We start from the raw sequence: 13,464 nt of genomic DNA on the forward strand, positions 1-13,464 counted from the left end.
CGTCGCCCGCCAGCGGCGGCCCGAGCTGGTCAAGCAGATTTCCGAAGCGGAGCCGCAGGACGTGGACCCCTCCGCGGAGCCCGGCGGCGCGCACCGCGGAGGTGCCCAGCCCGGTGGGCGACAGCGTGCCGGTGTCCGGGGCGGGCGGGGCCGGGGGCAGTGCGTGCCGGCGCAAGTCGTCCTCGCGGTAGCGGCGGCAGCCCTCGTGCCAGGCCAGGATGCCGGACATCCAGTGCTCCAGGTCGCGGACATAGCCGTCCAGCCCGGCCCGGGCCTCCGCGGACAGCTTCAGGTCCGCGCAGACCACGGGCAGTTCGTGGGCGACCAGGTGCCCGAACTGCCGCATCCGGCCGTTGATCAGGTCGCCGATCATGGCCAGCCCGGCGGCGTAGTCGCAGTCGAAGAAGGTCTGCGCGACCAGCACCCCGTTGTGGATCTCGCCCTCGTACTCGATCTCCTTCTGGTACGAGAACACGTCGTTGACCAGCATCGCCCAGTCCATCGCGGACTTCTCCAGCGCCTGCACCGGCCCGGTGCCGTACACCTCCGGCGGGATGCGGTCGCCGTGCGCCAGCCGGCACAGACTCATCGTCAGGTCGGAGCCGAACGTGTGGCGGCGCATCTCGATGTAGTCCACCGGGTCCGGGACGCGGTGCTTCGCCTGGTTCTCCAGCTCCCAGTGCCAACTGGCCACCATGTCGTCGATCGCCTTGCGGAAGGCACGCCGGCCCGCGAGCGGCATCGGCCCGGCGGTCCGCGTCCACAGGTCCGCGAGCGACCGTTCCAGGGCGTTCACCGGCACCGCAGCCGCGGCCGCCGCCGGCTCCTCGACCGGCATGAACGCCGCCAGCCGCGCGGTGCACACCCGGGCGCCCGCCAGGTCGCGGGTACGCCCGAAGACCACCGGGTAGTAGTCGTCGCCGTACGTCCCCCAGGCCAGCCAGCCCGACGTCAGGTCCAGCTCCTCCGCGGTGGCGTCGGGGTGGATGCCGGCTCCGCACAGCGGCAGGTCGATGTCCCGCAGCCGCTCCGCGTCCCACACGTGCGAGTGCGGCACCCCGGGCTGCGGGGCGAGCAGGCCCATCCGCTGCGCCCACTCCACGACCCGCTCCCGCGCACCGTCCAGGTGCGGGCTGTGCCGGACGGCGTACGGCATGTCCAGCCCGGGAATCCGGGACGGGCCGACCTGCTGGTGCAGCACGGGCGCGTGGCCGCGGGCGCGGGCCGTCTCCGCACGCCGGGTCGTCGTCGGCAGCATGGTCACCGCCGCGGTCCCCAGCCCCGGCACCCCAGGGAAGTGCGACGGCCCGGACGACGGGGCGGGTGCCGGGAGCGACGGCGCCGGCGCGTCCGTGCCCAGCGCGTAGCGCCGCGACCGCATGTGCCACTCGTGCCCGCCGGACTGCCAGTCCTGCAAGCCCTTGACGTACGCCCAGACAGCCGCACGCTCCGCGGCGTCCAGGCCCTTCTCCGCGAGCAGCGGCTCCACCTCGGTGAGCGCCGTGTGCTCGAACTGCTGGAGCCGGGAGGTGATCAGGTCGTTGACCGCGTCCGCTGCCTCCTGGGTGGAGCAGCCGAGGAAGGTCTCCAGCACCAGCACGCCGTTGCTGAGCTCGCCCTCGTCCTGGATCTCCTTCTCGTACGAGAACAGGTCGTTGCGCAGGTGCACCCCGTCCGAGAAGGCGTCCAGCAGCACCCGCAGCGGGCGCGACCCGGCCACGGCCGCCGGGACCTCCGCACCGGCCGCGTACTCGATGATCCCGGCGGACCACGGCGCGCCGCCGACCTTGCGGCGCATCTCGATGTACTCCAGCGGGTTGGAGACGCGGTCCGCGGTGATGTTGGACAGCTCCCAGAGCGACTCGTCGAGCAGGTTCCGGGTGCTCTCCGCGAACCGCTCCCGCCAGTGCGCGGACATCGACGGAACCGTGCGCCGCCACAGGTCCGCGAGCCCGGCCTCCACCGGGTTGCGCGGCTCCGGCATGCCCGCGGAGAGGTCCGCGGGCATGAACGCGGCCAGCCGGTCCAGGTGCTCCTTGCCGCCCTCCCGGTCACCGGTGCGCTTGTAGAGCTCCAGGAAGTGGTCGTCGAAGAAGAAGACCCACACGTACCAGTCGGTGACGAGGGACAGCGCCTCCGCCGAGCAGTCCGGGTGCGTGCAGGCGCACAGCAGGGCGTAGTCGTCGTCGGCGAGGTCCTCCGAGTCCCAGACCCCGGAGCCCTCCAGCATGCCCATCTCGCGCGCCCAGGCGGTGGAGTGCGTCCGCGCCTCGTCGACGTGCGGGTTCTGTCGTGCGGGATAGGGGAGATAGAAGTCCGGCAGGGAAAACGGCTGTGTCACGGCGCACCCATTCGTCCTCGGAGCATCGGCGGCGGCTGGCTCAGCCCTACCCTCCGGCCACCCCGTGGACCCCGCCCGGCCCGCCACCGTACGAGCGCGTTTGAACACACCCGTTCGAGCCGCGACGCCTCCGGCCGGTCCGCTGTGGGACGGACGGTTCCTGTGATGCGGGGCACACTCCACCCGTTCCGCGGAACCGGCACCCACACCCCGCGCTGTTCCCGGGTAGGCGACCGTGAGGTCGCGGCCGGAACCCGCCCCTGCGGACCCGGCCGCTCACCCCCTACACCCCATGGAGCGCGCGCATGGCCACCGCACGGCAACCCGGACTCGTGCTGACCGACCACTGGATCGACGTGCCGCTGGACCACCGGCGGCCGGACGGCGAGCAGCTGCTGCTCTACGCGCGGGAGGTGGTGGCCTCCGCGAAGCACGGTGAGGACCTGCCGTGGCTGGTCTTCCTGCAGGGCGGGCCGGGCTGCGCCGCGCCGCGGCCCGTCGGGCGCACCGGCTGGCTGGACCGGGCGCTGGAGGAGTACCGGGTGCTGCTGCTCGACCAGCGCGGCACCGGCCGGTCCAGCCCTGCCAACCGGCAGACCCTGCCGCTGTACGGCGCCCCGGAGGAGCAGGCCGCGCGGCTGGCGCACTTCCGGTCGGACGCCATCGTGCGCGACTGCGAACTCGTGCGGAAGCAGCTCACCGGCGGCCGGCCGTGGACGGTGCTCGGCCAGAGCTTCGGCGGCTTCTGCGCCGTCAGCTACCTGTCGCTCGCCCCCGAGGGCCTGGCCGCGGTGCTGATCACCGGCGGGCTGCCCGGGCTGGACGCCGGGCCGGAGGACGTCTACCGGGCGGCCTACCCGCGGATGCGGCGGAAGAGCCTGGCGCACTACGCCCGTTACCCGCAGGACCGGGAGGCGGCCCGCCGGCTCGTCGCCCATCTCGCCGAGCACGAGGAGGTGCTGCCGGACGGCAGTCTGCTCACCCCGGAGGCGTTCCAGCAGCTCGGCATGGCGCTGGGCACCGGCGACGGCTCCCACCGGCTGCACCACATGCTCCAGGAGGCGCTGCTCACCACGCCCGCCGGGCCGCGCCTCGCCGACGCCTTCGCCGAGCAGGCCGCGGCCGCGCTGAGCCACGCCGCCGGCCCGCTCTACGCCCTGCTGCACGAGGCGATCTACGCGCAGGACGGCAGCGCCACCGACTGGGCGGCGGACCGGGTACGCGCGGAGTTCCCGGACTTCGACCCGGTGCAGGCGCTGGCGGAGCCGGACGCCCCGGTGCTCTTCACGGGCGAGTCCGTGCACCCCTGGATGCTGCGGACGCACGCCGCGCTGCGCCCACTGCGGTCCACCGCCGAGCTGCTGGCCGCCCGCACCGGCTGGGGCCCGCTCTACGACACCGCGCAGCTCGCCCGGAACACGGTGCCCGCCGCGGCGGCGGTCTACCACGACGACCTGTTCGTGGACACGGCGCACGCGCTGGAGACCGCGCGTGGCATCGCCGGGCTGCGGCTGTGGGTCACCGACGAGTACGAGCACGACGGGCTGCGCGCCGACGGCCGGCGCATCCTGGACCGCCTGCTGCGGCTCGCCCGCGGCGAGCTGTAGCCGCGGGCGCCGGGGTGCGGGACGCCGGGCGCGGGTTGCCGGGGCGCGGCACGCCGGGGCGAGCGCGGTACGCCGGGCAGGCGTGCCGGGCACGTCCCGGGCCGCGTCGCGGGGCACGTACCCGGGGGGCGCCGGGCATGCGCGCGGCTCTCCTGGGATGCGTGCCGGGCCGCGTCGCCGCAGCCGCCGGTCCGCCTCGCCGCACGGCGGCCGGGCACGGGCACGCCGCCGCGCCGGACCGCCACGCCGGGGCCGGCGTGCGGGGCGCGTGGCGGCGGGACATCATCGGGGCATGGACCACACCGTACGGCTCGCCCAGGAGCCGGAGGCCGACGCGCTGCTGTCGCGCAGCCCCCTGGCAGCCCTGGTCGGGCTGCTGCTGGACCAGCAGGTGCCGATGGAGTGGGCCTTCGCCGGCCCGTACACCATCGCGCAGCGGCTCGGCGCCGACGACCTCGACCCGTACGAGATCGCCGCGTACGACCCCGAGGAGTTCGCGGCGCTGCTGTCCCGCAAGCCCGCCGTGCACCGCTACCCCGCCGCGATGGCCAAGCGGGTGCAGACGCTCTGCCGGTACCTGATCGACCACTACGACGGGGAGGCGCGTGCCCTCTGGGAGGACGCCGGCAGCGGCGCGGAACTGCTGCGCCGGGTGAAGGCCCTGCCGGGCTACGGGGACCAGAAGGCCCGGATCTGCGTGGCCCTGCTGGGCAAGCGGTACGGCGTGACGCCGGAGGGCTGGCGGGAGGCGGCCGGCGCGTACGGCGAGGAGGGGTCCTACCGCTCCGTCGCGGACGTGACCGGGCCGGACTCGCTGCACCGGGTGCGGGCGTTCAAGCAGGAGGCGAAGCGGGCCGCGCGCGAGGCCGGCTCCTGAAGGCGGTGCCCGGCGGGGCGGCTCGCGGCCGGACGGCCCCGGCGCAGCGCCGAGCGGCCACCGGCTCCGGTCCGGAGCGGCACCTGTGGCCCCGTGGCCGGCAGGCTCGCAAGACGTCCGGTCGGACCGACGCGTTCCCGAGCGGGCCCGTCTCGGAGGCGAGGTCGTCCGCGGCGTCGGCGTCCAGGAGCCGAGCGCCCTCGCCCAGCGGTGAGGACCCGCCCTCGGGCCCCGTGCCGGAGGAACCCCTGGGCAGGGCTCCCGCTTCGTGCCCCGGTGGGGCGGCGGTGCGGCCGCTGCTCCTCCCGGGCCCCAAGGGCCCCCGTCGACCCGGGCCCGGGGCAGCGTCCGGGCGGGCCGCCGGCCGCACCCGGCAGACCGTCGCCCACCCGCCTGCGGCGCCGCCGCCCGCACCGGCCGGGGACCGTCACCCACCGGCCCTGGGAACCGCCCGGGCGGCATCGCCCCTGCGGCTCCGCGAAGCCGCCCTCACCCGCGGGGCTGCCTCGTCACGGCCCGCTGCGGCCGCTGCTCGCCCGCCTCGACCGGGCGCATGTCACCGGGAGCCTGCGCCGGCTCCGGCTCGGCGAGCTCCCACGGCCGCCGCTCCTCCATCCGGGCGGCGAGCTGGTGTGTGTAGAGGTAGTAGAAGACCACGCCGAACATGGCCGCGCCCATCGCCGCCCCGAAGAACGAGGACGCGAGCACGTCGCGCCCGCTGAGCGCGAACAGCCAGCCCATGGCGCACCCGAACACCAGCCCGTAGGCCGACGCCCGCGGGCCCCGGGCCAGGGCGTGCTGCACCCGGCCGATGGCGAAGCACAACAGCACCATGACCGCGCCGCCGACCAGCCCGGCCACGGTGGCGCCGACGGTGTACCCGGTTCCCCGGGCCAGCCACCAGACGTACGCGCCGAAGGCCACGCCGAGGGTCAGCGGCACCGCCAGGGACGCCCTGGTGAGGGGCCGGTACCGGGGCCGTCCCGCCTGGGCCGTGATCAGTGCCTGCATGGAGAGCTCCTCTCCGGCCGGGAGCGTCCGGCGCTCCGCGGCCTCGCTCCCGCGTCCTTCGTCGGCCGGCGGACCGGTCCCGCCCGGGACGGCCGTGCTCCCGGACCGCCGGGCCCGCCGCGGCTGCCGGGTTGCCCGGTAGCCGTGCTCCTACCCGCGCGCTCCCATTTCAGGGCACACCCGGACGCACCCCCCGGCAACTCGAACACCACAGCGGAACACGGCACTCCGATCCGTGCACAGACGTTCCCAGCAGCCCCCGTGATGGCTACCTTCCTCTCAGTCGTGTCCGCATCACGGACATGCAGCCCCCCACGCCGAACAGTCCGCTCCTGTCGCCCGCTGGAAGGACACACACCGTGCACCTACCGCCCCGTATGAGACGCAAGACCGTCGCGGCGCTCGCCGCCTCGGCCCTCGCCACCCCGCTGCTGCTGGCCGCCTCCGCCACCCCGGCGGCCGCGAAGCCCGACCCGGCGAAGAAGGGAGAGCAGCTCGCCCGGAAGCTGGTCAAGCGCACCGACGCCGACGGCGCCATGCGCCACCTGCGCGTCTTCCAGGCCGTCGCGGACCTCAGCGAGGACAACCGCGCCGCCGGCTCCCGCGGCCACCAGCTCTCCGCCTGGTACGCGGGCACACTGCTGAAGGCCGCCGGCTACGACGTCACCTACCAGAAGTTCGACTTCACCTACGTCGAGACGCTCGAAGAGAAGCTCACCGTGCTGACGCCCGAGCAGCGCGAGGTGCCGATCGCCCTGATGACGTACACGGCGTCCACCCCCGAGGGTGGAATCGAGGCCCCGATCGCCGTCGCGCCGACGGACGACAGCCCGGGCTGCGAGGCCTCCGACTTCGCGGACGGCGACTACACCGGCAAGATCGCCCTCATCAAGCGCGGCGCCTGCACCTTCGCGGCCAAGCAGGCCAACGCCGCGGACGCGGGCGCGGTCGGCGCCATCATCTACAACAACGGCGAGGGCGAGCTGAACGGCACCCTCGGCGACCCGGAGGCCGGACGCGTCCCCACCGGCGGCATCACCCGGGAGGCCGGCGAGAAGCTGGCCGCCGAGGCGGCCGAGGGCGAGGTCACGGTCAACCTGGAGATCCGGGAGCTCCAGGAGGAGCGCACCACCTCCAACGTGCTCGCGGAGACCCGCGGCGGCGACCCGGACAACGTCGTGATGCTCGGCGCCCACCTGGACTCCGTCTCCGAGGGCCCCGGCATCAACGACAACGCCTCCGGCTCCGCCGGCCTGCTGGAGACCGCGCTCCAGCTCGCCCGCACCGACCGCCGCGGGCACCACCAGAACAAGGTGCGGTTCGCCCTCTGGTCCGCCGAGGAGCTGGGCCTCATCGGCTCCGAGCACTACGTCGCCGAACTGCCCGAGGCGGAGCGCGAGGACATCGCCCTCTACCTCAACTTCGACATGATCGCCTCGCCCAACTACGGGCTCTTCGTCTACGACGGCGACGACTCCGACGGCATCGGCGCCGGCCCGGGCCCGGAGGGCTCCGCGCAGATCGAGCACGGCATCAACAGCTTCCTGCGCGACCAGGGCCACGAGCCCCGCGGCACCGACTTCACCGGCCGCTCGGACTACGGGCCGTTCATCGAGGTCGGCATCCCCTCCGGCGGCACCTTCACCGGCGCCGAGGGCCTCAAGTCCGTGGAGGAGGCCGCCCTCTGGGGCGGCGAGGCGGGCGTCGCGTACGACAAGTGCTACCACGTGGCCTGCGACGACCTCGGCAACGTGAACCGGGAGGCGCTGGACATCAACGTGGACGTCATCGCCGACGCCGTCGGCCGGTACGCCTGGGACACCGGCAGCCTCGCGCAGGAGGTGCCCGCCACGCCCACCGAGAGCACCGCGGGCAGCGGCGGCGGTCTGCACGACCACCACGCCGACCGCTGAGCGACCGCGGCACCGGCCCCCGGGCCGGTGCCGCGCCTCCTGCGGACACGACCGGGCACCCGCCGGGACACGGCGCTGCGGGGTGCCCGGAGCGTGGTGACGATGCACGCGCGGCGCGGGCGGCTCACCGCCCGCGCCGCTCCGTACGTCCGTGCCGAGGCTGCGCCCGGCAGCGCTCGCCCGGTAGGCTTTCCGTGTGATCTTCAAGCGCATCGGAAACGGCCGGCCGTACCCCGACCACGGCCGGGAGAACACCCGCCAGTGGGCGGACGTCGCGCCGCGCCCGGTTCGCCTGGACCAGCTCGTGACGACCAAGGGCCAGCTCGATCTGGAGACCCTGCTCGCCGAGGACTCCACCTTCTACGGCGACCTCTTCGCCCACGTCGTGAAGTGGCAGGGCGACCTCTATCTGGAGGACGGCCTGCACCGCGCGGTCCGCGCCGCGCTGCAGCAGCGGCAGGTGCTGCACGCCCGCGTCCTCGAACTGGACTGAGCGCGGGCCGCGCGCCCGTACGGCCCGTACGTCGCGCGCCGGTACGGCCTGCGTGCCCGTACGCCGCGCGCCACACCCAGGGCCCCGCACGGGCAGGCCGCACGGTCCCACCGCGGCAGCACACCCGCTCCCGTCGTGCATCCGCCGCGCACCCGTCGTGAAGCCGCCGTGAACCGCCGCGTCCCGAACGGCCGTCGGCCGGGCGGGCGACGGACGGACGACATCCTCCTCGCGTACCCCGCGCGCTACCGGCCCGTACGGGCGCTGCTCCGTGCCGAGCGGCCGAGTTCTACGACTCGTGATAGATCATCTAGTAGGCAGCGCACGCCCCGCGCACTACCCTGCGCACATGAGCATGCTCACTCCCCCCGGCATGGGCGGCCAGTACCGGATCAAGGGTGACCGCTACCCGCGCATGCGCCGTCCGAGGCGCCGCGGCAGGATCGTGTCCGCGTCCATGGCGGCGGCGCTGGCGCTCGGCCTGATCGGCTGGGGGACGCTGCAGCTCGTGGACGTCTTCACCGGGGAAGGCGCCGGCACCGCACGCGCCGCCGACCCGGACGACACGTGCCGTACGAGCGGCGACGCGCGGGGGGAGCACGGCGCGACGGCCGCACAGGCCGACGGCTCCGCCGAACCGGCGGCCTCCGCCTCGGCGTTGCCCCGGCCCGGGAAGATCACGGTGAACGTGCTCAACGCCACTCCGCGCTCCGGGCTGGCCGCCCGGACCGCGAAGGCACTGAAGAAGCGCGGCTTCACCGTCGGCGAGGTGGCCAACGCGCCCGCCTCGCTCGACAAGAAGGTCAAGGTGAGCGCGCTGCTCATGGGCGCCACCGGCGCCGAGACGATCGCGCGCCTGAAGGTCCTGGGCACCCAGGTGGAGGGCGCCGAGACCCGCTACGACGACCGCAAGGGCACGGACGTCGACCTGGTGCTCGGCGACGCCTTCGACGGGCTCGCCGCGGAGCGGACCGCCCAGCGCGCCATGGCCGCGCTGGCCTCCCCCTCCCCGAAGCCCTCGCCGAGCTGCTGAGACGCCCCGGCCGGGACGTGCCTCCGGGGGCCGACAGGAAGCGGTGCGCCGGCCGCCGGGAGCGGTCACCGGGACGGGGCGCCCCGGAGCGGACCGCCGGAACCGGTCACCTGACCGACCGTGAAAGCCGTCACCGGAACCGGCCACCGGAACCGGTCACCGGCGCCCGGGGAGACGCAGCCCCGTCAGCGCCCGCTCCGCCCGGGCGCGGGGCAGGGTCCGGGTCCGGGTCCGCTCAGCCGGCGGTGCCGTACATGCGGTCGCCCGCGTCGCCGAGCCCCGGCACGATGTACCCGTGCTCGTTCAGGCGTTCGTCGAGCCCGGAGGTCACCACGGTCACGGGCGTGCCGGCCAGCTCCCGCTCCATCACCGCAACGCCCTCCGGCGCGGCCAGCAGGCAGATCGCCGTCACGTCGTCCGCGCCCCGCTTGATCAGCTCCTGGATCGCGGCGACGAGCGTGCCGCCGGTGGCGAGCATCGGGTCCAGCACATAGACCTGCCGGCCGGAGAGGTCGTCCGGCATCCGGGTGGCGTAGGTCGAGGGCTGCAGGGTGTCCTCGTCGCGGATCATGCCGAGGAAGCCCACCTCGGCCGTCGGCAGCAGCCGCACCATCCCCTCCAGCATCCCCAGCCCGGCCCGCAGGATCGGCACCACCAGCGGCCGCGGGTGCGAGAGCCGCACGCCGGTCGTGGTGGTCACCGGCGTGGTGAGCTCGCACGGCTCGGTGCGTACGTCCCGGGTGGCCTCGTACGCGAGCAGGGTCACCAGCTCGTCGGCCAGCCGCCGGAAGGTCGGTGAGTCGGTGCGCTCGTCGCGCAGGGTGGTGAGTTTGTGCGCCACCAGCGGGTGGTCGACGACGTGGATCCGCATGCCGTCGACAGTAATGGACACCGCAACGAGGGGGTAACGGGCGCCCCCGCGGTGGCGTATTCGCCGGTCGTGGGGGGAGAGTGGGCTGAGAGGCCGGAGGTGTGCACACATGCCCGAATCGAGGAGAGCCGCTGCCGGTGCCCGGGGCGGCCGGGAGCGCGCCGGGGCGCGCGACTCCGGCAGGTCCCCGGACGGCGCCGGCCGCGAGGGCCCGGCCGGGCCCGCCGGGAAGGCGGAGGCCGGCACCGGGCGGCGCGCCTCGAAGACCGGTACGGACTCCTCCGGCTCCCGCCCGGACCGCCGCACCTCCGGCACGGACCGGCCCGGCTCGGGGAAGCGCGCCGGCACCGCCACGCCCCCCCGGCACCGCGGTCTCCCCGGGGGCACCCGGGGAGACCGGCGTACCGGGCGACCCCGACCGCGACCGCCTCCGCCGCCGGGCCCGCTTCCTGCGCGAACTGCACGAGGCCAAGGAGCTACGGGACCGGGTGCAGCCGCGGCGCGCCCGGGTGGCACGAATGCGCCAAGCCATGCGAATGCGGACGTTTCGCTGGTGACGGGGACACAACGGGGGTGTCTTCCGGCCAAACACCTGCCCGACGCACGACCGAAGACGCTTCGCGAAGCCGACGTTTCTGCCACGATTCGAGTGGCGGGGGCGAGGTCCTCGTCAGGATTCGGGCACACGGATACCAGTGGGAGAGTCACGGTGTATTTCGCCGCACTGCTCGCGCGCACCGAAGAAGGGTGGGAAGCGAGCGACACAGAGCTCGACGATGTGGAGACCCTCACCGACCTCGCCGACCTGGCCCGTCAGGCCGCGGAGGACGAGGAGACGGTCCTGCTCTGCATCGAGCAGGACGGCGCCTGGTTCGGCGTCGTCCGCGTGGACGGCGAGGACGACCCGCGCGTCTTCGTCTCGGATGCCGCGGCCGCCATGCGCAGTTCGTACGGCGAGATCCTGATCTCGGACGAGCTGCTCGGCCGTGAGCCGGAGGACCCGGCCGCCCTCGACCAGCTCGTCGACCTGGACGGCACGGAGGACGGCGAGCCCGGCTCCGGCGACGGCGAGGGTGCCGGGGATCCGGACCCCGCCGTCGGGGAGCTGACGGTGCCGCCGGGGCCGATCGGCGACCCGGACCTCCTCGCCGACCTGGGCATGGAGGACAAGGCCGTGCTGGCGCTCACCCCGGAGGACGCCCTGAGCGAGATCGCGGACGCGCTGGGCTGCACGGACGTCCTGGAGGCCGTGCGGTAAGGCGTCCCGGGCGTCCCGTCCGGTACAACTGCGGACATGGAGCCAGCACAGCCGCCCGGCACCCCCCACACCCCCGGCACCGGTCCGCGTCCGGCGGAGCCGGGCCGGGACGCCGACCCGGTGCGCGCACCCTGGCGGGAGCCGATGCGGCTCGCCCTCGCCGAGGCCGTACGCGCGCCGGAGACCGGCGACGTGCCGGTCGGCGCGGTGGTGCTGGGCCCCGACGGCGCACTCCTCGGCCGCGGGCGCAACGAGCGGGAGGCGACCGGCGACCCGACGGCACACGCCGAGGTGGTCGCCATCCGCGAGGCCGCGCACGCCGTCGGCGGCTGGCGGCTGCGCGGCTGCACGCTGCTCGTCACGCTGGAACCGTGCACCATGTGCGCGGGCGCCGTCGTGCTCTCCCGGCTGGAACGGGTCGTCTACGGCGCCCTCGACCCGAAGGCGGGCGCCGCGGGCTCCCTCTGGGACCTGGTCCGCGACCGGCGGCTGAACCACCGGCCGGAGGTGATCGCCGGCGTGCTCGCGCCGGAATGCGGCGCCCTGCTGACGGACTTCTTCCGCGCCCGCCCGGAGGACCCGGCCGGCGGCCCGGCCGCGGCCACCGATACCGATTTCGGCACGCGGGGCCCGATGGGCTAGGCTCTCTCCCGGTAGCGTGTCCGAGCGGCCGAAGGAGCTCGCCTCGAAAGCGAGTGAGGGGCAACCCTCCGTGGGTTCAAATCCCACCGCTACCGCTGTGTGAACAGCACAAACACGAAGGGCGGGCCCTGGCGGGCCCGCCCTTCGTGGTCTCGCGTCTCGGTTCCCGTCTCACTTGTGCCGCGTCCGCCACCCAGCGAGCGTCAAGGGCTCTCAGTGCGCTGGGCGCTCAGGAACCGCGTGGTATCGACCATGCCGCGCCGACGTGGGTACGCGGACGGTGGGGTATAGCTGCGCATACCAGGCGCCGAACGTACGTGCGTGTTCGAAACCGCCTCGGGTGGCCCGCCACGAAACGCCCTCCTCGCTGAGCCGCGACTCAGCAAAGGCCCGCGGCAGGAGCTCCAGTGCCGCTGCTGATCCCAGCTTGTCCACCGAGACCCACTCCCGCGTGCCGTACTTGAGAAGCCGCATGAGCGACTGCCATGCGTCCCCCGGCAGCGACTGGCGAAAGAAGCGTTCGATGCGCGTCGAGACACCTTCGACCTGGTCCATCAGCGTCTGGTGATGTCGCCGAGCTCGACTCTCGGCGGCACTTTGCCGCTCCGGTTCCGGGTCATACCAAGCCGTGGCTCGCTCACGAGCGACCAACGCGACTCCTCGCCGGAGCTGAAAGAGTTCCCTACCGAGGATTCTGCTGACAGTCGTGGGCGACCGTGCGTAGAGAGCCGCGATGCGCCGGACCTCAGGCACGTCCACCCCGGGCCGCACCCAGGTGCCGGCCGTTGAGACCTTCTCTCGAAAGAGGTCCTGAGTCAGGGCAGAGACCTCGACCACCCGGTCACGAACTGCCGGGGTCGCGTCCAAGCAGATGTGCATCCGGAAGCGCGAAACGTGAAAGAGCTCGGCCACCTCCTCCAGCAGTCGTGGCCTGCGGTGAGGCACCAAGCCATGGACCTCGAAGCGTCGATACACCTTGTGCGAGGCGCGAATGTGTCTCCCCACCTCTATGGACCGCAGCCCGTTGGCACGCCTGATGTCCGCAAGCGTCCAGTATGGCCAGCGGTCGGGGCACAGAAGGTCAGCTGGCTGCACGTGCAGCGCCTGCGCCAAGCGCACAAGTCGAGGGACCTCAGGGCTCCGCTGGCCACTCTCGTAGGCGAGGATCTCGGCCTTGGTGGCTCCCACCGCCGCCCCCAGGGCCGCTGCGGACATGGGCGGAACCAGGCCGCATGGACTCCCCTGCGTTCGCAGCCGCCTTAAGGTGTCGCCATCGAAGTCGGCTTGTCCCCGTGCCACTGCCCCTCCTAGCGTCACGGTGCAGTTTAGAGTTCCGCATCCCTGCGGTGCCGGGTGATAGTGCCAAGCACTGCCCTCGCCGGTAAGCTGCGGATTTGAGTAATCGGGTGTCCTCGCAA

The 13,464-nt window shown here is 74.0% G+C and carries 11 protein-coding genes and 1 tRNA gene; 8 read left to right on the plus strand and 4 right to left on the minus strand.

The window, feature by feature from the left end:
* A partial coding sequence (locus HOY81_RS21790; protein ID WP_237322191.1) for a terpene synthase family protein occupies positions 1-2,341 on the minus strand: 2,341 nt, incomplete at its 3' end.
* Between the two features lie 305 nt (positions 2,342-2,646).
* On the opposite strand from HOY81_RS21790, the gene HOY81_RS21795 reads away from it, so the two are divergent.
* Entirely contained in the window at positions 2,647-3,948 is a 1,302-nt protein-coding gene (locus HOY81_RS21795) for an alpha/beta fold hydrolase (protein WP_237322192.1), read from the plus strand.
* Between the two features lie 292 nt (positions 3,949-4,240).
* Positions 4,241-4,825 (plus strand): HhH-GPD-type base excision DNA repair protein, encoded by a 585-nt coding sequence (locus HOY81_RS21800; protein WP_237322193.1) that lies wholly within the window; start codon positions 4,241-4,243, stop codon positions 4,823-4,825.
* A 489-nt stretch (positions 4,826-5,314) separates the two neighbouring features.
* Here HOY81_RS21800 and HOY81_RS21805 read toward each other — a convergent pair whose 3' ends face one another.
* A complete protein-coding gene (locus tag HOY81_RS21805) occupies positions 5,315-5,836 on the minus strand; it encodes a hypothetical protein (protein ID WP_237322194.1) in 522 nt (173 codons plus the stop codon).
* Positions 5,837-6,213: 377 nt separating this feature from the next.
* Between HOY81_RS21805 and HOY81_RS21810 the strand changes: the two genes are divergently transcribed.
* From HOY81_RS21810 to HOY81_RS21820, 3 genes are all read left to right on the plus strand, one after another.
* Positions 6,214-7,749 (plus strand): M28 family metallopeptidase, encoded by a 1,536-nt coding sequence (locus tag HOY81_RS21810; RefSeq protein WP_237322195.1) that lies wholly within the window; start codon positions 6,214-6,216, stop codon positions 7,747-7,749.
* Positions 7,750-7,945: 196 nt separating this feature from the next.
* Complete coding sequence (locus HOY81_RS21815) at positions 7,946-8,242, plus strand: type II toxin-antitoxin system VapB family antitoxin (protein WP_237322196.1); 297 nt, start codon at positions 7,946-7,948, stop codon at positions 8,240-8,242.
* A 349-nt stretch (positions 8,243-8,591) separates the two neighbouring features.
* Positions 8,592-9,275, plus strand: coding sequence for a LytR C-terminal domain-containing protein (locus tag HOY81_RS21820; RefSeq protein ID WP_237322197.1), 684 nt, complete (start codon positions 8,592-8,594; stop codon positions 9,273-9,275).
* A 235-nt stretch (positions 9,276-9,510) separates the two neighbouring features.
* On the opposite strand, the gene upp is transcribed toward HOY81_RS21820, so the two are convergent.
* Positions 9,511-10,146, minus strand: coding sequence for a uracil phosphoribosyltransferase (gene upp, locus HOY81_RS21825; RefSeq protein ID WP_237322198.1), 636 nt, complete (start codon positions 10,144-10,146; stop codon positions 9,511-9,513).
* A 709-nt stretch (positions 10,147-10,855) separates the two neighbouring features.
* Here upp and HOY81_RS21830 point away from each other — a divergent pair.
* The 3 genes from HOY81_RS21830 to HOY81_RS21840 all read left to right on the plus strand — a co-directional run bounded on the left by HOY81_RS21830 (position 10,856) and on the right by HOY81_RS21840 (position 12,141).
* Positions 10,856-11,404, plus strand: a complete 549-nt coding sequence (locus HOY81_RS21830) for a hypothetical protein (protein WP_237322199.1) — start codon at positions 10,856-10,858, stop codon at positions 11,402-11,404.
* A 144-nt stretch (positions 11,405-11,548) separates the two neighbouring features.
* The gene (tadA, locus tag HOY81_RS21835; RefSeq protein WP_237322223.1) at positions 11,549-12,046 is read left to right on the plus strand and encodes a tRNA adenosine(34) deaminase TadA; all 498 of its coding nucleotides are present in this window, start codon (positions 11,549-11,551) and stop codon (positions 12,044-12,046) included.
* A 10-nt stretch (positions 12,047-12,056) separates the two neighbouring features.
* Positions 12,057-12,141, plus strand: a tRNA-Ser gene (locus HOY81_RS21840).
* Positions 12,142-12,259: 118 nt separating this feature from the next.
* Here HOY81_RS21840 and HOY81_RS21845 read toward each other — a convergent pair.
* Complete coding sequence (locus tag HOY81_RS21845; protein WP_308341156.1) at positions 12,260-13,363, minus strand: helix-turn-helix domain-containing protein; 1,104 nt, start codon at positions 13,361-13,363, stop codon at positions 12,260-12,262.
* Positions 13,364-13,464 lie beyond the last annotated feature (101 nt).

The organism is Streptomyces sp. JJ36, assembly GCF_021696945.1.
In the GTDB taxonomy this organism is placed as follows: Bacteria; Actinomycetota; Actinomycetes; order Streptomycetales; family Streptomycetaceae; genus Streptomyces.